We start from the raw sequence: 21,783 nt of genomic DNA on the forward strand, positions 1-21,783 counted from the left end.
GGAGACGCTGTCGACCCTCTCCGCCGATCCGTCAGTGCTGGCGCGCCGAGCTGTTGCGGGTGGTCGGGGTCTCGGCGAGCTTGGCGGCGATGGAACTGCTGATGAAGCCGGGGATGGTGGGGGCGAAGAGTCCGAGGTAGGTATCGATCCATTCGTAGCGTGAATCCAGGAATGGGTAGTCGGTGGGAACCATGTTGCGCACGGCGAGGCTGGGCAGGGGCGCATCGAGTGCGGGGAACCTCGGATTGTGCAGCCCGGCGGCGGTGCAGCCCGGATAGAATTGGCCGAGCATCAGTCCTTTGTCGACGAACCGGGTTTTCTGCTCATCTTGGACAGCGTCGAGGTCGGCGTAGTCGATGAGGTCGGGGAAGATCGCGAGGATGGCCTTGTGTTTGTTGTCGGGTTCGCGCTGGGGCGGTATGGCTTCGAACAGGTCGTTCAAGTCGTCGACGATCGCGGTGATGCACTGAGTGCTGATGTGGCGGCCTTCGACGAATGAGACCCAGAGGTTTTGTTGTGCGATGGTGCGGCCGATATAGGGGCATACGGGGCCGGGTCGGCCGAGGTCACGATGGGTTCGGCAGAGATGTTCGCGAATCCATCGGCGCAATTCGGCGGCGCGGGGATGTTCGGCACCGAGGATTGCCGGATCGGTGGAGAACAAGTTGGTCGGCCGCATGCCGGAGCGCGTCCCGATAATTCCGTCGGTGTTCATGATCGCCGCCTGTTCGCCGAGGTGAGATCGGAATGTCGGCCGCGATGAGCGGGGAGGGAATGGAAGTGCTCGGTGATGGCCAGTCCGATCTGACGTAGTGCCTCGGGATCGGTCATGTGCTCGTGCCGGGTGGGAATGTGGTGGTTGGTGATGTGGCCGGCAATATGGTTGCGCATCGCGGTGGTGTCGGCAGGGCCTTCGCCTTCCTGTTCGATGGCGGTGAACAAGAGCAGGTCACCGTCGAAGAGGGCGGGTCGGTGTTTCCAGGTGAGATCGACGAGCCGGGTGTAGTCGCGGTGCAGGATCGCGAGATGCTCAGGCGTCAGAACGGTGAAGAGTCCGCCCCGTCGGTGCAGTAGCTCGGTCGCGGCCTCGATGGTGAGGCCGGCGGGGGTCTGCGGGTCGTCGAGGCCGCCGAACTCGGTGAGCAGGTCCATGAGGGCGGGAGTGGGCGGGCGGACACTCCCGGCGGTGACGACATGGGTGTCCATCATGGCCAGGGTCGCGACTTGGGCTCCGGCGCACCGGAGTTGGACGGCGATTGCGTGGGCAATGGTGCCGCCGAGCGAGTAGCCGAGCAGGTGGTAGGGTCCGCGCGGCTGAACGGACCGGATCTCCTGCACATAGCGGGCGGCGAGTTGGTCGAGCGTGTCGAACCGCGCGGCCGGGTCGATCAGTGCCGGGGATTGCAGCCCGTAGACGGGACGTTCGGGGTCGAGATGCTGCACCAGCCCGCTGAAACCCCACGCCAATCCGATGGCGGGGTGGATGCAGAACAGTGGTGCTCCGGTGCCCGTCGCGCGCAGCGTGAGCAGGATCGAGAGGGCCTCGCCGGGGTCCTGCTCGACAAGGCCGGCTTCGATCCGCCGGGCCAGCGATTGCGGTGTCGGGTCGGTGAATATCCACTGGACCGCGACGTGGGAACCAGTTGACGCCCGCAGTCGCGCCACCAATCGGGTAGCGGCCAGCGAGTTGCCGCCGAGGGCGAAGAAGCTGTCGTCGACGCCGGCGCGTTCGATGTCGAGGGTCTGGGTGAAGGCGGCGCAGACGGTGGCCTCGAGCGCGGTGGACGGCGCCCGGAACCGGGAGGGTTGCGGGTCGGGTGCCGGTAGGGCTTTGTAGTCGAGTTTGCCGCTCGGGGTGACCGGTATCTGTTCGAGGATGTGGATGGTGGTGGGGATCATGTGGGTGGGTAGGCAGGCCGTGAGGTGGGCGGTGAGTGCGGTCGTGTCGAGCGTGGTGCCGGGGGTGGCGACGACGTAGCCGACGAGTTGGTCGGTGTCGTGGGATCGGGTGTCGACGATGACGGCGGCGTTGGCGATATCGCGATGGCTACGCAGGGCGGTTTCGATATCGCCGGGTTCGACGCGGTGACCGCGGATCGCGAGCTGGAGGTCGCTGCGGCCTCTGTACCGCAGTGTCCGTTCAGCGGTCCAGGTGACCAGGTCGCCGGTGCGGTACATCCGGGTACCGGCCGGGCCGTACAGATCGGGGACGAATCGGGCGGCGGTGGTGACGGGCTGCTTGTGGTAGCCGCGGGCCAGGCCTGGTCCGCACAGGTAGAGCTCCCCGACCACCCCGGGCGGGACCGGGCGCAGCCGGCGGTCGAGCACCACGGCGCGGAAGCCGCGAATCGGTCCACCGATCGTGACTTCTCGGCCGGGCGTGGTCGAGCGGGCCTCGGCGCAGGCCATGATCGTGGTCTCGGTGGCCCCGTAGGTGTTGACCACCGTCCGGCCCGGTGTCCAGTGCGCCGCCAGGTCTGGTGGGCATGTCTCGCCGCCGAGGACGACGGTCTCGACGGTGTCGAGTCCGTCAGGTCGCATCGACGCGAGCACTGTGGGGGTGAGGGCGATGTGGGTGACGCATTCGGCGGCGATCAGTTCCGCCAGTTCGGTGCCGGCGACTATCGGTGGCGGGGCGAGGACAAGTGTGGCTCCGGTGGCAGCCGCGCTGAGCCATTCGAGGATCGAAACGTCGAACGTCGGGGAGGCGGCGGCCAGCACCCGAGATGTCGGGGTGAGTCCGAAGCGTTGCCTGGTCTCGATGGCCAGGTCGGCTATCCCGGTGTGTGTGACGACAACGCCTTTGGGAGTTCCGGTGGAGCCCGAGGTGTAGATGAGGTAGGCCGGGTGTTGTGGCTGTAGTGGGGTTGTGCGTTCGCCGGCGGTGATCGGTTCGGCGTTGCGTGTGGGGTCGTCGAGATCGTCCACTGTCCACCAGGTGATGTCATCGGGCAGTGTCGCGCGCGCGAACGTCGCGGCGAGTCCGATGGTGGCGCCGGAGTCGGTGAGCGTGTGGCTGATGCGTTCGGCGGGGTGGGTCGGGTCGAGGGTGAGGAAGGCGGCCCCGGTCTTGGCTGTCGCCCATATCGCGATCACGAAGTCGGCGGACCGTGGAATGGCGACCGCGACAACGACTTCCGGCCCTGCCCCGAGGTCGATCATGACCCTGGCCAGCCGGTTGGATCGCTCGTCGAGTTCCCGGTAGGTCAGGTGTCGGCTCTCGAACACGACCGCGGTGGCATCGGGGTTCTGGGCGGCCGCCGCGGTCAGCAGATCGGCCAGTACGACAGGCGTTGTCGCGGGTGCTCCCGCGTAGGTCATCAGCTCGGTTCGTTCGGCCGGTTCCAGTATCTCGATGGCTCCGACCGGCGATGCCGGGTCGCCGGTGAGCGCTTCGAGTATCCGGATCCATCGGTGGATGAACGACTCGATCGTCGTGGCGTCGAACAGTTCCGTGGCGTAGGTGAAAGACGCTGTCACACCGGTGTGCTCGTTGTTGTCCGACAGTACGAGCTGAAGATCGAAACGGGACACCTCGTCGGGACGATCCGCCACGACCGACACGTCGAGACCCGGCAGTTCCACGTTCACCTGATCGAGGTTCTGGAATACCAGCATCACCTGGAACAGCGGGTGGCGGGACGGGGATCGTTCCGGCGCCAGTACGTCTACCAGTTGCTCGAATGGCACATCGGCGTTGGCAAAGGCATCCAGGTCGACCCGTTCGACACGTGCGAGCAGGTCGGTGAACGACTCGGCGAGGTCGATCTCGGTCCGCAGCACCAGCGTATTGACGAACATGCCGACGACATGGTCGAGCGCAGCCTCGCCGCGTCCGGCGACAGGCGTGCCGATCGCTATGTCGCCGACGCCACACAACCGAGCCAACAGCACCGCCAGCGTGCTGTGGAAGACCATGAACAACGACGAACTACAGTGGCGTGCAAGCCTTTCCAGATCACGCACCAGCTCCGGATGCAGCGTGTGGTTGATGGTTGCGCCTCGATGGGATGCCACTGCGGGCCGGGGCCTGTCGGTCGGCAGACGCAGTTCCTCGTCCATGCCGTCCAGGGTTTCGGTCCAGTAGCGGATCTGTTCGGCGGACAGTGATTCCGGATCCTCGGGCGAGCCGAGGATGGTCTGGCGCCACAGTGCGTAGTCGGCGTATTGGACCGGTAGTGGTGTCCACGAGGGGGCTTTTCCGTGGCTGCGTGCGGTGTAGGCGGTGGTGATGTCGCGGGCCAGTGGGGTCATCGAAAAGCCGTCCGCGGCAATGTGGTGCACCACGACGGCCAGGATGTACTCGGGTGTCTCGCCGGTGTCGGTGCGGAACAATCGAGCACGCACCGGCACCTGTGCGCTCACATCGAAACCCCCAGTGACCAGCTCGGTTATCGTCGTGGCCAACCGGCTTCGCGGAACCGGTATCGGGGTGAGCTCGAGATCTACCGCGTCGACGGGTTCGATCAGCTGGATCAGCATCCCGTCGTGTTCGGGATACCTGGTTCGCAGGGACTCGTGCCTGCCCAGCACGTCGACCATGGCCGATCGGAGCGCCTCGATGTTCAATTCGCCGCGTATCCGGATCGCGATCGGCACGTTGTAGGCGCCTGAGTCCGTGTCGTACTGGTTGAGGAACCACATGCGCTGTTGTGCGGGTGCAAGGGGCACGAGGTGTGGGCGTGGTCCGGCGACCAATGCGCGATGGTGTCGTCCCGTACCCGCGTGCCCCTCGAGTCGAGCTGCCAGTGCTGCGACCGTTGATGCTTCGAACAGCAGTCGCGCCGGGACCTCGGTGTCCACCATCACTGCGAGTCGGGCGGCGATCCTGGTTGCGATCAGGCTGTTGCCGCCGAGAGCGAAAAACGAATCCTCGGCACCGACGCGTTCCACGCCGAGTACCTCGGCGAACAAGTCGGCGATCGTGTGCTCGAGCGAGGTTGCGGGTGCCCGGAACACGGCATTGTCGGTGAACACCGGATCCGGCAATGCCGCACGATCCAGCTTGCCCACCGGTGTCAACGGGACATGATCGAGGACCATGATCGCGGACGGAACCATAGCGGAGGGCAACCGACCGCCGACGTGCTCGGTCAGTACCGCGGTATCGATCGAATGACCAGGCGCGGCAACGACATAGGAAACCAGCGAATCGGTCCCGGAACCGTTGCGGTGGCCGATGGTGGTGGCGAAACCGACGGTGTCGTGCGCGGCGAGCGTGGCATCGATCTCGCCGAGTTCGATACGCAGACCACGAATCTTCACTTGGCAATCGGACCGTCCGAGATGCTGGATCGCTCCGTCGGCTGTGCGCCGGACCACGTCCCCGGTGCGGTACATCCGCTCGGCAGGCATCCAGGGGCACGCGACGAAACGGGCTGCTGTCAGACCGGCCCGACGATGGTAACCACGGGCCAGCACAGCACCCGCGATATACAACTCCCCCGCCACACCCACCGGGACGGGGTTGAGCCGCTGATCCAACACCCACGCCGAGACACCGCGAATCGGGCCGCCGATCGTCACCGGCTCCCCCGCCACCAAGGGGGCGGTCAGCGTCGCGACGATGGTGGCCTCGGTAGCCCCGTACTCGTTGAACATCTGGCGGCCGCCGCACCAGCGCTCGACCAACTCGGGGCCGATGAGCTCGCCACCGACCACGAGGTACCGCAAATCCGTGAGCGGCCATCGGGTGTGGTCGATGGTGGACAACGCCGAAGGCGTGATGAGTACATGGCTGATGCGCTCGCGGTCGAGCAGTTCGCCGAGTTCGTCACCGCCGTAGATATCACTGGGTGCGATCACCAGGGTCGCACCCAGCGCCAACAACAACTCCGCCACCGAAACGTCGAAGCCCGGCGATGCCACATGCACAGCGCGCGAACCGGATTCGATGCGCAGCGCGTCCCGGTGCGCGGCGGTGAGGTCGGTGAGTCCGGAATGGGTCACGGTCACGCCTTTCGGCACGCCGGTGGTGCCGGAGGTGTAGATGAGGTAGGCCGGGTGTTGTGGGCGCAGTGGGGCCACGCGTTCGGCGTCGGTGATCGACGTGGGGGATGTCGACGCTGCCGTAGCGAGGTGGGCGGGGTCGTCGAGGATCAGCCACCCGGTTGTGCCCGGAAGCCGGCTTCGGTATGCCTCGAGTGTCAGTCCGAGGGTGGCACCGGAGTCGGTGAGCAGGTGGGTGATGCGTTCGGTGGGGTGGGTCGGGTCGAGGGGAAGGAAGGCCGCTCCGGATTTTGCGGTCGCCCAGATCGCGAGCACGAAGTCGATGGAGCGCGGTAATGCTATGGCCACCAATGATTCCGGTCCTGCGCCGAGGTGGATCAGGACGCGGGCGAGCTGGTTGGATCGTTGATCGAGTTCTCGGTAGGTCAGGTGCTGGTCGGCGAACACGATGGCGGTGGCGTCGGGGTTCTTGGTGGCCGCGGTGGTCAGCAGATCGGCCAGTACGACTGGTGGTGTTGCGGGTGTTTCCGGGTGGAGTAGCAGGGCGGTTCGTTCGGCGGGTTCCAGTATTTCGATGTCGCCGACCGGTGTTGCCGGGTCGGTGCTGACCGATTCGAGTATCCGGATCCATCGGCGTAGGAACGATTCGATCGTCGCGGTATCGAACAGGTCGGTGGCGTAGGTGAAAGCTGCTGTCATGCCGGTGTTCTCATGGTTGTCCGACAGCACTATCTGCAGGTCGAAACGGGATACTTCGTCGGGAAGGTCGACGATGGACGCGTCGAGATCCGGTAGTTCGAGTTTCGGTCGAGCCAGGTTCTGGAATACCACCATCACCTGGAACAGGGGGTGGCGGGATCGGGACCGCTCGGGAGCCAGTTCCGTCACCAATTGTTCGAACGGGACATCCGCGTTGGCGAAGGCATCGAGGTCGATCTGCTTGACGCGATGGAGGAGGTCGGTGAACGACTCGCCGAGGTCGATCTCGGTGCGCAGCACCAGCGTATTGACGAACATGCCGACCGCATCGTCGAGCGCGGCCGCGCCACGTCCGGCGATGGGCGTGCCGATCGCGATATCGCCGGTGCGGCTCAATCGAGCCAACAGCACCGCCAGCGTGCTGTGGACGACCATGAACAGCGACGAACCACCCTGGTACGCAACCCTTTCCAGTGCCTGAAGCAGCTCCGGATCCAGCGCGTAGCTCGTGGTGGCGCCTCGATGGGATGCCACTGCGGGGCGCGGCCTGTCGGTCGGCAGGCACAGTTCTTCGGCCATGCCGTCCAGGGTTTCGGTCCAGTAGCGGATCTGTTCGGCGGATAGTGATCTCGGGTCCTCAGGTGTGCCGAGGGTGGTTCGTTGCCATAGTGCGTAGTCCGCGTACTGGATCGGCAGCGGTGTCCATGACGGGGCTTTTCCGTGGCTGCGGGCGGTGTAGGCGGTGGTGATGTCGCGGACCAGTGGTGTCATCGAAAAGCCGTCCGCGGCAATGTGATGTACGACGACCGCCAGCAGGTAGTCGGGTGCCTCGCCGGTGTCGACGCGGAACAATCGCATGCGTACCGGCACCTGAGTTGTCACGTCGACGCGCTGCGTGCTGAACTCGGTGACCGCCGTGGTGACCTGGTTCGCGGGAACCGGTGTCGGAGTCAGCTCGAGGTCTACCTTGTCCGTGGGCTCGATCAGCTGGACGAGTACACCGTCCTGTTCGGGGTATCGGGTTCGCAGGGATTCGTGTCTGCGCAGCACGTCGACGATCGCCGATCGCAGGGCCTCGACCTTCAACTCGCCGCGGATGCGGACCGCGATCGCCACGTTGTAGGCCGCCGAGTCCGTGTCGTATTGGTTGAGGAACCACATGCGCTGCTGCGCGGGTGCCAGGGGGACGAACTCCGGGCGTGGTCCGGCGACCAAGGGTGGACGGAGTCGTCCCGTTCCGGTGTGCTCGGCGAGTCGCGCTGCCAGTGCCGCGACCGTTGACGCTTCGAACAGCAGTCGGACCGGAACCTCGGTGCCGAGCATCGCCCCGAGGCGAGCGGCGATCCGGGTCGCGACCAGGCTGTTGCCACCGAGAGCGAAAAACGAATCCTCGGCACCGACGCGTTCCACACCGAGTACCTCGGCGAACACGTCGGCGATCAGGTGCTCGAACGGTGTTGCGGGCGCCCGGAATACGGTGTTGTCGGTGAACACCGGATCCGGCAGCGCCGCACGATCCAGCTTGCCTACCGGGGTGAGTGGAATGCGGTCAAGGACAACCACCGCGGCAGGCACCATGTAGGAGGGCAGCGAGTCGCGCACCTGCGCAACCAGTTCCGCGGACGCTACGGGTGATGTCACCGAGACATAGGACACGAGCCTGGGCCCGACGGTGTCATCGCGATGGAGCACGGTGCGAGCGAAGGTGACCGATGGGTGGGTGAGCAGCGTCGCGTCGATCTCGCGTACTTCGACGCGGTAGCCGCGAACCTGCACCTGATCGTCGACCCGGCCGAGGAACCGCAGCCTACGGTGCACATCCAGGCATACCAGGTCACCGGTGCGATACATCCGCAGACCCTGCGCACCGGGGAGGGCGTAGGGGTCGGCGACGAACCGGCTCGCGCTCAGCGACGGACGGCCGTGGTACCCGCGGGCCACCCCGGGCCCGGCCAGATACAGCTCGCCGGGTACCCCGACCGGAACCGGGTGCAGCCGGCTATCGAGCACCAGCATCTGCATGCCGCGCACCGGGCTGCCGATACTCACCTGCTCACCCGCGCGCATCGCAGCGCTCACCGTCGCCGCGACGGTGGTCTCGGTCGGTCCGTAGGCGTTGAACACGGCACGGCTCGAACTCGCCCACGCGGCAACGAGTTCCGGCCCGCACTCGTCGCCACCGACTGCGATCACGCCGAGGTTGTCGAGCCCGGCCGGGGCGAGTGTCGCCAGCGCCGCCGGGGTGATGAAGGCGCAGTCCACCCGTTCCACGCGCAGCAGCCGGGTCAGCTCGACGCCGCCGTAGACGTCGTCGGGCGCGACGATCACCGTCGCGCCCGACAGGAAGGCAGGCAACAACTCGAAGACCGACGCGTCGAAGCTGGGCGAGGAGAAGTGCAGCGATCGAGTGCCTGCACCCAGTCCGAACCGCTGCGCGAGTTCGATTGCCAGACAACCCAATCCGCGATGCGTCACCACCACGGCCTTCGGGCGTCCCGTCGATCCCGAGGTGTAGATCAGGTACGCCGGGTGGTCCAGCTGGGGGGTGGCCGTCAACTCCGCGACTGCGACCGCGGCGGCCGACACCGCGGCGCACTGTTTTTCGAGGTGCGAGGAGTCGATCGGCAGCCAGTGCACCTCGGCGGGAAGCGCCGCCAGATGGCCGGTACCGGTCAGACCGATCCGCACGCCCGCGTCGGCGATCATCGCTTCGATCCGGGCAGCCGGGTACTTCGGGTCGATCGGCAGATAGGCCGCGCCGGTCTTGGCCACGGCCCAGATCGCGGTGATGGCCTCGACGGACCGTGGCAGCGCCACCGCAACCACCTGCTCGGCGCCGACGCCCCCGGCGATCAGTACCCGCGCCAGGCGGTTGGAGCGCTCGTCGAGTTCGCCGTAGGACAGATCGACTCCCCGGTACCGCACGGCCGTCGCGGCGCGGTCACGCTCGACCGCCGCGGTCAACAGCGCGGCCGATGTCGCGGGCGATTCGGCCGGACCGGACACGACCGGGCACAGGTCGGCCCACTCGACCGCGTCGAGCACTGGCAGATCGCCGACCGCACAACCGGGGGTCGTGATCACCGCGGCCAGGATCGCGGTGAACCGGCGGGCAAAGCCGGCGACCGTCTCGTCATCGAAAAGATCAGTGGCGTAGCCGAATTCCGCGCGCATCGCGCCGGACGTTTCGGTGATGGTCAGCTGCAGATCGTATTTCGTGATGCCGGTGGTGATCGCCGCGATCCGCGCGCGCAGACCCGGCAGCTCGATCGTGCTGAGATCGGGGGTCCGCTGATACGACAGCATGACCTGGAACAGCGGATGACGTGCCGGGGAGCGCCCCGGATCGAGCTCCTCGACCACGCGCTCGAACGGGATGCCGGCATTGGCGAAGGCGTCCAGATCGCGGTCGCGGATCTGGCCGAGCACGGTGTCGAACCCGGCGCTCGGATCGATCTCGGTGCGCAGCACCACGGTGTTCACGAACATGCCGACCAGCTCGTCGAGTGCTGCCTCGCCGCGGCCGGCGATCGGTGTACCGATCACGACATCGGTGGTCACGCTCAGCCGCGCCAGCAGTATCGCCAGCGCGGCGTGCGCCACCATGAACACACTCGCCCCGCTGTCGGCGGCCAGCTCGGCCATCCCGCGGCGAGTGTCGGCATCGATGCCGAACGCGTGCGTGCCGCCGCGATGCGAGGGCACCCTCGGGCGTGAACGGTCGGTGGGGAGATCGAGTTGTTCCGGTAGGTCGGCGAGGGTGGTGCTCCAGTAGTCGAGTTGTCGCCGCATCGCGCTGTCCGGTTCGTCCGCACTGCCGAGCGTGTCCCGCTGCCACAGCGCGTAATCCGCGTAATGCACCGGAAGTGGCGACCAATCGGGCGCGACCCCGCGCCGGCGAGCGTCGAAGGCGGTCACCAGATCCCGGGCCAGCGGCTCGAACGACCAACCGTCGCAGGCGATGTGGTGCAACACCACCGTCAGGACATGTTCGCGCGGTTGCGTCCGGTAGAGGGCCACCCGGATCGGTGGCTCCACGGCCAGGTCGAAGCCGGTCGACGCGTCGGCCACCAGCTGTGCGTCGATATCCTCCGGCGCGACCGCGACCGCGGTCAGTTCATCCACCAGCCGCGCCGCCGCGTCCGCGGCCGAGCCGATGACCTGGCTCGGGTTCGCGTCCCCGGAGTCGACGAATGTGGTGCGCAGACTCTCGTGCCTGCGCACCACATCGGCGAGCGCCGCGTGCAGCACCGCCGGCTCGAGGGCACCGGTCAGCCGGATCGCCAGGGGCATGTTGTACATCGCCGAGCAACGATCGAACCGGTTGAGAAACCACAGCCGCTGTTGCGCGTACGACAGCGGCAACACCGCCGGACGCGCCTGTGCCCGGGCGTACGAGAGCAACGACAGCGCCCCGGGGCCATCTCCGTTGGTGGACTTCACCCCCAGCCGGGCGGCCAGGTCGGCAACAGTCGGCGCCTCGAACAGGTCACCCAGCGCGATTCCCGCGTGTGGCAGTGCGGCATTGATCCGCGCCACCGCCCGTGCCGCGACGAGCGAATCGCCACCCACGTCGAAGAAGCCGTCATCGATGCCGAGCTTCGCGTCGGCGCGGCCGAGAACGTCGGCGAACACCTCCAGCAGCAGGTGTTCCACCTCGGTGCGGGGGGCTCGGGCGCTGGCTTGCGTTTCGTACCGCGGCGCGGGTAACGCATCGCGGTCGATCTTTCCGTTGGGTCCCAACGGCATCGCGTCGAGCACCACGACGGTGCGCGGAACCATGTACTCCGGAAGTGTCCGTCCCAGCGCCACCCGCACCGCACGGACATCGACCGTCTGTCCCGTGGCCGCGACCACATAGCCGACCAGTTCGTCACCACCGTGCGCGGTCGGCCTGGCCAGGCAGACCGCCTGGGTGATCGAATCGTGCGCCACCAGAGCGGACTCGATCTCGCCGAGTTCGATCCGTAGGCCGCGGACCTTCACCAGGAAGTCGGTGCGGCCCAGGTACTCCAGATTCCCGTCGCCGCGCCGGCGAGCCAAGTCTCCGGTGCGGTAGAGCCGCATGCCGGGGCCAAAGGGGTTGGCCACGAACCGGCCCGCCGTGAGCGCCGGACGGCCCAGGTAGCCGCGCGCCAGCTGCACACCGGCCAAGTAGAGTTCCCCCGCCGCTCCGACCGGGACCGGCCGCAGCTCGGCATCGAGCACGTACACCGGGGTGTTCCACACCGGCGCGCCGATCGGCACCACCGTGGCATCGCCCTCGCATTCCCACGATGTGACGTCCACCGCCGCCTCGGTCGGGCCGTACAGATTGTGCAACTCCACGCCCGGATACGCCGCACGGAACAGCCGCACCGTCTCCGCGGGCAACGCCTCACCGCTGCACAGCACACGCCGCAGCGCACTCGCACGGGTCGGACGGTCGGCGACGAACACCGCCAGCATCGATGGCACGAAATGGGCCGTGGTGACGCCCTCGTGCGCGAACAATGTCCGCAGATAGGCCGGATCGCGATGCCCGCCCGGTGCGGCCAGCACCAGACGCGCGCCGACCTGCAACGGCCAGAAGAACTCCCACACCGACACGTCGAACCCCGCCGGGGACTTCTGCACCACCACATCGTCGGCGCCGAGCCGATAGCGATCCTGCATCCACCGCAGCCGGTTGTCGATCGCGGCGTGGGTGACGGCGACGCCGTTGGGCTTTCCGGTCGAGCCGGAGGTGAAGATCAGGTAGGCGGGGTGATCCGGCCGCAGCCGAAGACGCCGATCAGCGTCGGTGATGGGTGCCGAGCTCGCACGACTCTCCGCGGCACCGACCCCGCTGCGCTCGAGGTGGTCTATCTCCAGCTGCCGCAAGTGCGCCGGTAGCTGCACCGGATGTCGGCTCACCGTCAGCACACAGACCGGATTCGCGGCCGCCAACAGGTATTCGGTGCGTTCGGCCGGATGTTCTGGATCCACGGGCAGGTACGCGGCACCGGTCTTCACGATCGCGTACATGCCGACGACGAGTTCCAGGCAGCGCGGTATCGCCAGCGCGACAATCGACTCCGGTCCGGCACCCGCGTCGATGAGCACCCGCGCGAGCCGATTGGACCCGGCGTCCAGCTCGGCATACGTCACTCCCCTGCCGTCGAATGACAGCGCTACCGCGTCGGGCGTGCGGGCAACCTGCGCGGCGAACAGCTCTGGCAGCGTGCTCGGCACCAGATCCACGGCAGTTCCCTGCCAGCCTTCCAGTAATTGCCGCCGCTCGGCGTCATCGGATATGGCCACCGTCGCGACCGCGTCGGCTGTTCCCACGGCGAGGAACCGAGCGAGGTAACCGAGGAAACGCCGGTGGTGTACCGCGACGTCATCGGCTGAGTAGCGGTCCGGATTGGCCTCGAAATCCAGCGTCAACCCGCCGTCGGCGGCGTTGTAGACATTGATGGACAGGTCTTCCACCGGACCGGTGGACAGGACGTGCACCGTTGCGACCGCCGAACCGAGCCGCAGCTCGTTGGGAAACAGCATCATGTTGATCATCGGGCCGTAAAAGCCGCGCCGACCAGCCGTCGACCCCCAATCGCGCCGAATATCCTCGTGCCGGTAGCACTGATGGGCCAGGGCGGCGCTCAGCTGTTCGCGCACCTGCCCCACCAGCTCGCGCACCGGCCCCTGGGCATCGACGAGCACCCGCAACGGCACCACGTTGGAGACGAAACCCGCCGACGTACGCAGCGGTTCGGTGGTGCGCGCCGCCACCGGCAGGCTGAACAGCACCTCGTCGCGTCCGGTGACCCCGGCCAGATACCCCGCCAACGCCGCCACCAGCAGCGCGGGGCGCGACACACCGTCGCGCTGTTTGGCCGCATCGCACAGGCCACGTGTCACCGCGTCGAGCCCCGCCGACTCGACGATGCGGTGCGCGCTCGCGGGGGCAGTCCGCGTACTGAGACCGAAAGGCATAGGCGGCACCGGGAATCGGTCCCGCCAGTAGCGCTGATCCTCGGTGAAGTGCTCGGATCGGCGGTATGCCAGCTCCGCCTCGTAGATGTCGTAGAGGTCGGCCGCCTTCGCCGAACCAGGTTCGACACCGGCCAGCGCCGCGTTGTACAACTCCGCCGTGCGCACGATCAATATGGTCGCGCCGTAGCCGTCGATGGCGATGTGGTGCATGCGGCAGTACCAGAAGATCTCCGTATCCCCGGTGCGCAGCAGCACAAGTCGAATCAGCCGATCGCGCCCGAGGTCGATGGGCGCGCAGGAGTCCGTCCGCATCCACGCGTGCGCGGCCGCACGCGGATCGTCGGCATCGCGCACATCCAGCTGTTCGAGCTCGAACGGCGCATCGAGATCGACAATCTGTCCGGGCTGATCCCCACAGCCGGCCATTCGCAGGTACGGGCTCTGCGTCTCGACCGCGCATTGGCGAGCAGCCCGGTCGAGCAACGCGATATCGAGTTCGCCGTGGATTTCCACATAATGCGCCACCGCCAAGGGGATTTCGGGAGCCAGACGTTGCGCGGTCCAGATATCGGCCTGCCCGGACGACAACGGGAACGGACGCGTGCTGCGAGAACGAGCAGCGCCACCGTTGCCAATCGGAGTTGCCGATGCATTCATCAATTACCCCTTCGGTCGAGATGCTCATCATCGAGGCGGGGACATCGTGAATCAGCTCGATCACCGACGATCCCGAGCTCGGTGTTTGCCGTCTCATGCGAAACGTCGCCGGCTGGATCAGGTGTCGTCCTGATCAGATCACCTGCGATGGTTCGGTGGTCCGGACCCGCCGGGACGCGCTGATGGGCGTCCATTCCGCTGTCGCGGCACTAGTGACCAGGATTATCCGCCGGTGGTTTCTCCGGCGAACCTCGGTGTCATCCGAGCGAGCTCGCCCCGTGCCCGGACATTCGATCCTCGCCGGTGGCCGTAGCGTTCGGCCATGAAGCAACCTGAGGCAGAGCAGAGTCATCAGACATCGAGAACCACCTTTCTTGGCAGGTACACAGCTTCGAAGCTTCCAGGATCTCATCTCGAGCCTTTTCAGCAGGGAAATCCATGGATCGTTGTTACACCGCAATTGTCGGAAGGCGATCGCAGCCGGACCCGCAATTCACCACCGGGTGAGCAGGCGCTGGACGGTCATCGGCCCGTAATGGTCGGTCCGGCCGGAATGCTGGGCGGGGTCGTCGCGCCGGTGTTCGGGGCGGCCGGGTTGCCTGGCACCGCATCGGCACCGTAGAAGACCGGCAGCATGGCTTTGACCAGCACCAGTGCCGACCCCTCGCCCGACGGCACCGTCGCGAGGTTCGTGGCGACCACGATCGTGCGGTCCGACGCGGGGTCATGGCCCATGAAGGTCATGAACCCGGGTATCTGGCCGTCGTGTCCGAACAGATGGACACCGAATCGGACGATTCCGAGACCGTATCCAGCGACATCAGGGGCGGCCGGATCGATCGGCTGGATGCTGTCCATGCGAACTCGTTGCGTCGTCTCATCCAGCAAACCGCCGTCGACGAGGGCCCGCACATACGTGGCCATGTCATCAACCGTCGATATCGCGGCACCCGCGGTCCACGTCCACGACGGGCTCTCGTCCGTCGCGTTGCTGGGTTGCAGCGCGCCTGCCACCGCGGCGGCTTGTTCCGCGGGCGGGAGGGCGTAGGTATCGATGGTGGAGACATTGGTGCCGAACGCGTAACCCTGCGGGTGCGGATCGGGGATGGAGTGGTCCCCCGCCGCGGGCATCGAGGTGTGCTTCAGGCCCAGCGGTTCGAAGATCCGCTTCTGGAAATTCTCGGCGGCCGACATATTCGTGATCTTCTCGATGACAAGGCCGAGCAGGATGATATTGGTATTGCAGTAATCGAATTTCTCCCCCGGCGCAAAATTGACCGGGTGCGAGAAGGCGATCGCGAGCAACTCCTCCGGTGTCCACACCTTGTTCGGGTCGCTGTCGAGCATGGCATTGAATTGCGGGTCGAATGTGTAACTGTATAGCCCGCTTCGCATTTCGGAGAGCTGAGCGATGGTGATGCTGTCCCCGTTCGGCACACCCGGCCAATATTTGGCGATCGGGTCCTCGAGCGCGAGCTTGCCCTCCTGCACCAACTGCAGGATGACCGTCGATGTCATGGTCTTGGTGTTACTGGCGATGCGGAAGTAGTCGTCCACCGACATGGGGTCGTTCGCACCGATGACTCGGGTGCCGAATGTCTCGGTCCAGTTGCCGTCCTTCGGCGATTTGACGACCACGACGGCGCCTGGAATGACGTTGTCCTTCATCAGTTGGGTAATTACCGGCCTGAGGGTGGTGGCGTACGCGGGCTCGGCCTGCGAGCCGCTCGGCGTGCGGGTGGCGCTGCTGCCGGAATCCGGCGATGTCCCGCAGCCCGCGGCGATGAACAAACCCGCGGCCGCGACAATGACTGCGAAACTCGTCCGGTGTCCCATAACTCTCCGATCGGCGTTTTGCTGAGGAGGGGTCAGGTGGCGCGGTGCAACTCTAACTCTGCTCCGTACAAAATCGGGTAGAGAATTGATCAGGAAATTCGGCAACTGTGGAATGGCTCCTGCTCACCTTCTTCCCACTCGGTTCGGCACCACCGCCTCGTCGGCCGGCCGACCCCACGCCGGAGGGTCGACGATGGTCGGTGGCGTATGGGCCGGCGGCCACGTCGTCCATGCGCCAGCAGTCGCGTGTTCTGCGAAGGATCTTCCCCAGTTCCACATCGTTTCGCTCCTCCCCAGAGCTCATCCGCAGGTCTCACCAGGCTATCCAGCAGCGTCGACAGTGCGCGAACGATTTTTCGGTGCCCGGGGAGAGCTCGCCTCCGACGGTGGTCTTGTCGCCTGCGCCGACGGCTAGGAGACGATCGTTTACGTGCGCTGAGCAGCGACTTCCTCGCCTCGAGGAGGATTCGCGCGGGCCTGGTTCAGCGCGCCCACAGTGTAGTTAGCTTATGCTAACCTCACTTCCGTTCACCCGATTCTCCCAGTGGGGAAGAGTGAACGCATCAGCGAACAAGAACCGCGAGAGGCACGTCGTTGCACGCATTACCTGGAAAATTTCGATCGCGTTCCGTGCGACGGATCACCGCGCTGGGACTGGTGGCCGCAGCGGCCGTGTCCGGATGCTCCAGTCGCGAATCGGCACCTTCCGACAACACCGCAGCCGGTGTGTCAGAGATCCAGCTGATAGATCAGCGCGGCAACAAGGTGACGATCGACGGTGACGTGCGCAAGATTGCCTTCGCTGTCATCCCGGCGCCGTCGATCTTCGCCGCAGTGGATCGCAGCTACGACCGGATCGTGGGGATCAACCAGTCGACGCTGGCGGCCAACAAGGGCGGAATGTTCGCGACCATCTTCCCGCAGTCGGTGCAGTCGACCGTGGTCGCCGGTGCCAACTTCGTCCCCAATGTCGAGACGCTGCTGAAACTCGACCCGGATGTCGTGGTGCAGTGGGGCGATCGCGGGGCCGAGGTCACCGATCCGATCGAGAAGGCCGGGTTCCCGGTGGTCGGATTGAAGTACGGGACGCAACAGGATCTGGAAACCTGGATCACGCTCTTCGCGCAGATCGCGGGCAAGCCCGACCGCGGCAAGGAACTGGTCGACTGGCATCACACGGAGATCGACGCCACCCGCGCCGAGGTCGCTGCCGAGACGACTCCGCGGCCCCGCGCGATGATGTTGTCGCGCGTCGGTGACGCGTACTCGACCACCAAGGCGAGCGGATACGACGGATTCCAGTTCGACCTCGTCGGTGCGGACCTGGTGACCAAGGAATTCGTCTCCGACGCGGGTCAGGTGACCCCGGAGCAGATCCTCACCTGGAACCCCGAGGTGATCATGCTCAGCGGGTTCGACGAAAGCACACCCGCCGACATCTATTCCGACCCGCGCCTGGCCGGGGTGAAGGCCGTGCAGGACCGGCGGGTGTACAAGACGCCGCTCGGTGCCTATCGGTGGCAGGTTTCCAGCATCGAGTCACCGTTGATGTGGCAGTGGATGCATGAAGTGCTCTACCCCACCTCCGCCGGTACCGACCTGCGCGAGAACATCCGAGCGGGTTTCGACAACCTGTTCGGCTACTCGATCTCCGAGGAGGAGATCGACAAGGTGCTGCGGTTCGACCTCAATGCAGACTCCGCGAACTATGACCATTTCCGCGGTTGAGATCGACGCCGAGGCCGTAGCCGAGGACCAGTCGACGGTCACGCGACCTCGGCAGTGGCGGGCCCCAGCAGTAGGCGTGGCGCTGATGATCGTCCTTGTTGTCGTGGCGATTACCGCGTTGGCGGTGGGCCGGTACTACGTTCCGCCCAACGAGGTTGCCCGGTTGCTGCTGGGACAGGTACTTCCGCTCCGGGAGACCTGGCTGCCACAGGAGCACAGTGTGGTGTTCGATATCCGATTGCCGCGGGTGCTGCTCTCGATGGTCATCGGTGCCGGGTTGGCATTGACCGGCGCGGTGATGCAGGCGGTGTTCCAGAATCCGCTGGCCAGCGCGCAGGTACTCGGAGTGTCCTCCGGCGCCTCGTTCGGCGGCGTGCTGATGTTGTTCGCAGGAGTCAGCGGCGGTTACCTCGTCGGTGGCGCCTTCACCGGCGGGGTACTCGCGCTCGTCCTGGTTCTGCTGATCGCCCGTGCCGCACCGGGATCCCCGCTGCTGATGATCATCCTCGGCGGCACCGTGGTCGGCGCGATGTTCCAGGCGATGGTGTCGTTCGTGACCTACATCGCCGACCCGCAGCAGCAGTTGCCGTCGATCGTGTTCTGGCTCTTGGGTTCCCTCGCCACAGCCACCTACGGCAAGGTGCTGATCGCATCGGTACCGATCGCGATCGGGGCGTCGGTGGTGATCGCGTTGCGATGGCGGCTGAACATCTTGGCGATGGGCGACGAAGACGCGGTGTCGCTCGGCGTGAAGCCGGCTCGGATGCGCCTGCTGCTGCTCGGCTGCGTCGCCCTCATCACCGCCGGCGCGGTGTCGGTCGCCGGGGTGGTCAGCTGGGTCGGGCTGATGGTTCCGCACCTGGTCCGTATGATGGTCGGCACCGACAACAGGATCGTGGTGCCGATGAGCGCACTGCTCGGAGCGTCATACCTGACAGTGATCGACACGCTCTCACGGACACTCAGCACAGCCGAGATCCCGATCGGAATTCTCACCGCCATGATCGGGGCGCCGTTCTTCGTACTGCTGCTGATCCGTAACCGGCGACAGCTGTGGGGTAGTGATGCTTGACGCGAAGTCGATGTCGTTTCGCTATTCGGCCAAGGGGCCGTGGATCTTTCGCGACGTGTCCGTGGATGTCCGGCGTGGAGAAGTGCTGGCGGTGCTCGGCCCCAACGCCCGTGGCAAGACAACGATGCTCAAGTGCCTGTCCGGATTGGTGGCGCCGACCGAAGGGACGATCGAACTCACCGGCAAGGTCGGCTTCGTGCCGCAGAGTCATGCGGTCGTCTTCTCGTTCTCGGTGATAGACACCGTGCTGATGGGCCGAGCGCGTCGAGTCAAGATCTACGGCACACCGACCCGCGGCGACCGCCAGGCCGCCGCGGCCGCACTGGCCCGGGTGGGAATCGCCCACCTCGCCGAGCGCGACTACGCCCGCCTCAGCGGTGGCGAACGGCAAATGGTATTGATTGCCAGGGCACTGGTATCCGATTGCGACACCATCGTTCTCGACGAGCCGGCCTCGGCGTTGGATCTGCGGAACCAGGCACGGGTATTGACGCTGCTTCGGTCGCTCGCCGACGAAGGTATGGCGGTGGTGATGACGACCCATCATCCCGATCACGCATTGCACATCGCCGAGCGAGTGGTGTTGATGGTCGACTCCGGTGATCAGCGCGTGGGTCCGACCCGAGAGTTGTTGACCGACACTGTGTTGAGCGAACTGTACGGACTCGCCATCGTGACCGCCGATGTCCAGACCTCGACGGCGGTGCGCCGGTTGATCGTTCCCGATTTCGGCCGGGGTGTGTCATGACGGTGTTGCGTGCGGTGATGGTGCCGGGTGCCGTCGAGTCCGATGGCTGGCGCCACATCGATCTCTACGACCTGCCTCAGGTCGATCTCACCGAGGTCACCGGGATCTATCTCGCCGCCGATGTCGATCAGGAGTTTCTCACGCAGAATCGGGAGTTACTGGGCCGGTTTGTCTTCGAGGGCGGTCGGGTGGTGGTCAACGGCCACGTCCAGCGGGTATTTCTCGACGGTCTGACCCGCTGGCGGAAGCTGGAGTTCCGCAAGCCCGCCGATCTTGCGCTGACTCGGGTGTCGGAGCATCCGGTGTGGGCGGGCATCGATCCACAAGCGCTGCTGTACAGCACCGGCACGCCGGGCCGGCTGTCGTTCGAGGAGATCTCGCGCATCGGAGTCGCCGGGTTCTATGGTCGCGGCTACTACCTCGACCTGCCCGGCGACGCGCAGATCGTGCACACCATCGGACCGACTGCTGGTCCGATCGACTACGCGTATCGGCTCGGTGCGGGACAGGTGCTCGTGCACGGCGGCAATGATCTGTTGCAGTTCGCCGGCGCCGATCGCGGCACGAGTTCCCTTACCGGACAGCTGTTGTCGTGGTTGGGGCAACGATGAGTGCGATGCCGCGGGTGGCTTTCGTGCACGGCGGCACCCACGCCCAGTTGGCGACACTCGCCGACCCGGCGTTGGCGCCGTACCGGATTCGGCCCGTGCACGTCCGCAGGATGGAGCCGGTCGCGCTGGCCGACGCCGATGTGGTGGTGGTCAGTGATCGACTGCGCCCGGATCTGCTGATTCCGAGATCGCCGATGCTGCTGGAGTGCCTGGCTCGGGGCGCGACGATGGTGGTGTTCGGTGAGAACAGTGTCGGCGAATGGCTACCGGGGGTCCACGAGGAAAGCCGGCCGACCAACTTCTGGTGGTGGCGAACCGGCGAGGATCATCGAATCCGGCTGCGGGCACCGCATCATCCGGCCTGGCCGTACTTCGCGGATCGATCAGTGATCTGGCACTTTCACGGCGTGCTGCAGCCACCGCAGGCAGCGGTGAGTCTGGTGGACCTCGAGACCGTCACCGGCAAACGAGACGGTTCGCTGCTCTATCTCGACGAACTCAGCACCCCCGGTCGGCTGCTCGTGACCACGATGGATCCGGTCTATCACCACGGCTCCGGGTTCATGCCCGGCGCAACCCAATTGCTGTACTCCGCGATGCAGTGGGCCACGCGGAGCTGAGAGGAGATCGAATGTCGCTACGGGTTCTCGAAGGCACGACCACCTTGGATTTCACCTTCGACGACGTGCTCAAATACCACGGTCCCGGCTACCCGGGCGGTGTGGCACACGGCTACACCGCGATGCGGGTGGCGCTGCCGAACCTGGCTCCGGCGGTGAATCGGCGAGAGGTGCGGGTACGGACGGGATTCCGTGGACCCGGCGGGCGGGATGCCATCGAGATGGTGCTGCGCGCCGTCACCGAGGGGCAGTACACGGTGACTGCCGACCTGGAGAAGCCCGAACGTGGGGTAATGCTCGAGCGCTATGTCTGGGAGTTCACCTACCGCGGGGACGTCGTGACAGTGCAGTTGCGCGACGACGGCTTCGTCGTCGAGGAGTTCATCGTGCTCTCCCGCAAGCCCAACCGAACCGACGACGAGCAGGCACATCTCGCGCAGCTCAAGCTGGAGATGACCGACCGGCTGTTGCGGCGGGAACCGCAGGCGGTCTACGAGGTGGTGTGATACCCCGCGGCACACTCCCACCGCGGAGCCGAACATGGACACCCCGGCTAGCACTACCTGCGCAACAGCCCTGCGGCGCCTCGTGCTCGGCGCGTTTGCCTGCACCGCCCTGTTGATCGTGCTGCTTGTCGCCAAGGCGGTGCTCAGCGCCACCGGATTGTCCGCCGATCCGCACGGCTATGGAATGTTCGCAGCAATCCTGTTCGCGACGGTCTTGCTACCGGTCGCGCCGGCGCTGTGGCTGCTGTACCGATCACTGCGACGACGCCGCGATTGACAAGCCGTGAGCGGACGGGCCCGGATCCACCCTCGACGCCGGCCTGCACCTGTTGGTGTCGCAATGGGGAACCGCCGACGGATGGCCTTACCGCGCAATGCACTGCACGATTCCCGTCCGATA

The 21,783-nt window shown here is 66.0% G+C and carries 10 protein-coding genes; 7 read left to right on the forward strand and 3 right to left on the reverse strand.

Translation table 11 applies throughout. The features are described 5' to 3' along the window. Nucleotides 1-31: 31 nt before the first annotated feature. From ACTWPB_RS22250 to ACTWPB_RS22260, 3 genes are all read right to left on the reverse strand, one after another. The gene (locus tag ACTWPB_RS22250; protein WP_446222506.1) at nucleotides 32-715 is read right to left on the reverse strand and encodes a DUF6875 domain-containing protein; all 684 of its coding nucleotides are present in this window, start codon (nucleotides 713-715) and stop codon (nucleotides 32-34) included. After that, nucleotides 712-14,262, reverse strand: coding sequence for an amino acid adenylation domain-containing protein (locus tag ACTWPB_RS22255; RefSeq protein ID WP_446222507.1), 13,551 nt, complete (start codon nucleotides 14,260-14,262; stop codon nucleotides 712-714). Before ACTWPB_RS22255 ends, ACTWPB_RS22250 begins: the two co-directional genes overlap by 4 nt. A gap of 522 nt (nucleotides 14,263-14,784) precedes the next feature. After that, complete coding sequence (locus ACTWPB_RS22260) at nucleotides 14,785-16,203, reverse strand: serine hydrolase domain-containing protein (protein WP_446222508.1); 1,419 nt, start codon at nucleotides 16,201-16,203, stop codon at nucleotides 14,785-14,787. A gap of 621 nt (nucleotides 16,204-16,824) precedes the next feature. Here ACTWPB_RS22260 and ACTWPB_RS22265 point away from each other — a divergent pair. Genes ACTWPB_RS22265 through ACTWPB_RS22295 form a run of 7 tightly spaced genes read left to right on the forward strand, consistent with a single transcriptional unit; the run spans nucleotide 16,825 to nucleotide 21,660 of the window. Next, entirely contained in the window at nucleotides 16,825-17,826 is a 1,002-nt protein-coding gene (locus tag ACTWPB_RS22265; RefSeq protein WP_446222509.1) for an ABC transporter substrate-binding protein, read from the forward strand. After that, nucleotides 17,807-18,898 carry a FecCD family ABC transporter permease gene (locus tag ACTWPB_RS22270; RefSeq protein WP_446222510.1) on the forward strand — a complete coding sequence of 364 codons (1,092 nt, stop codon included), beginning with the start codon at nucleotides 17,807-17,809 and terminating at the stop codon, nucleotides 18,896-18,898. Before ACTWPB_RS22265 ends, ACTWPB_RS22270 begins: the two co-directional genes overlap by 20 nt. Beyond that, entirely contained in the window at nucleotides 18,891-19,646 is a 756-nt protein-coding gene (locus ACTWPB_RS22275) for an ABC transporter ATP-binding protein (RefSeq protein WP_446222511.1), read from the forward strand. Before ACTWPB_RS22270 ends, ACTWPB_RS22275 begins: the two co-directional genes overlap by 8 nt. Further along, complete coding sequence (locus ACTWPB_RS22280; protein WP_446222512.1) at nucleotides 19,643-20,257, forward strand: hypothetical protein; 615 nt, start codon at nucleotides 19,643-19,645, stop codon at nucleotides 20,255-20,257. The genes ACTWPB_RS22275 and ACTWPB_RS22280 overlap by 4 nt, the downstream gene beginning before the upstream one ends. Then, a complete protein-coding gene (locus ACTWPB_RS22285) occupies nucleotides 20,254-20,877 on the forward strand; it encodes a hypothetical protein (protein ID WP_446222513.1) in 624 nt (207 codons plus the stop codon). Before ACTWPB_RS22280 ends, ACTWPB_RS22285 begins: the two co-directional genes overlap by 4 nt. Nucleotides 20,878-20,888: 11 nt before the next feature. Then, the gene (locus ACTWPB_RS22290; RefSeq protein ID WP_446222514.1) at nucleotides 20,889-21,383 is read left to right on the forward strand and encodes a hypothetical protein; all 495 of its coding nucleotides are present in this window, start codon (nucleotides 20,889-20,891) and stop codon (nucleotides 21,381-21,383) included. A gap of 34 nt (nucleotides 21,384-21,417) precedes the next feature. Then, a complete protein-coding gene (locus ACTWPB_RS22295; RefSeq protein WP_446222515.1) occupies nucleotides 21,418-21,660 on the forward strand; it encodes a hypothetical protein in 243 nt (80 codons plus the stop codon). The last annotated feature ends 123 nt before the right edge of the window (nucleotides 21,661-21,783 follow it).

Source organism: Nocardia sp. IBHARD005, assembly GCF_052814245.1.

Excerpts from the sequence above, each read along its gene's own strand:
- ACTWPB_RS22250 (WP_446222506.1), bottom strand. The coding sequence starts at position 715 with ATGAACACCGACGGAATTATCGGGACGCGCTCCGGCATGCGGCCGACC.
- ACTWPB_RS22255 (WP_446222507.1), bottom strand. The coding sequence starts at position 14,262 with ATGAATGCATCGGCAACTCCGATTGGCAACGGTGGCGCTGCTCGTTCT.
- ACTWPB_RS22270 (WP_446222510.1), top strand. The coding sequence starts at position 17,807 with ATGACCATTTCCGCGGTTGAGATCGACGCCGAGGCCGTAGCCGAGGAC.
- ACTWPB_RS22275 (WP_446222511.1), top strand. The coding sequence starts at position 18,891 with ATGCTTGACGCGAAGTCGATGTCGTTTCGCTATTCGGCCAAGGGGCCG.
- ACTWPB_RS22280 (WP_446222512.1), top strand. The coding sequence starts at position 19,643 with ATGACGGTGTTGCGTGCGGTGATGGTGCCGGGTGCCGTCGAGTCCGAT.
- ACTWPB_RS22285 (WP_446222513.1), top strand. The coding sequence starts at position 20,254 with ATGAGTGCGATGCCGCGGGTGGCTTTCGTGCACGGCGGCACCCACGCC.
- ACTWPB_RS22290 (WP_446222514.1), top strand. The coding sequence starts at position 20,889 with ATGTCGCTACGGGTTCTCGAAGGCACGACCACCTTGGATTTCACCTTC.
- ACTWPB_RS22295 (WP_446222515.1), top strand. The coding sequence starts at position 21,418 with ATGGACACCCCGGCTAGCACTACCTGCGCAACAGCCCTGCGGCGCCTC.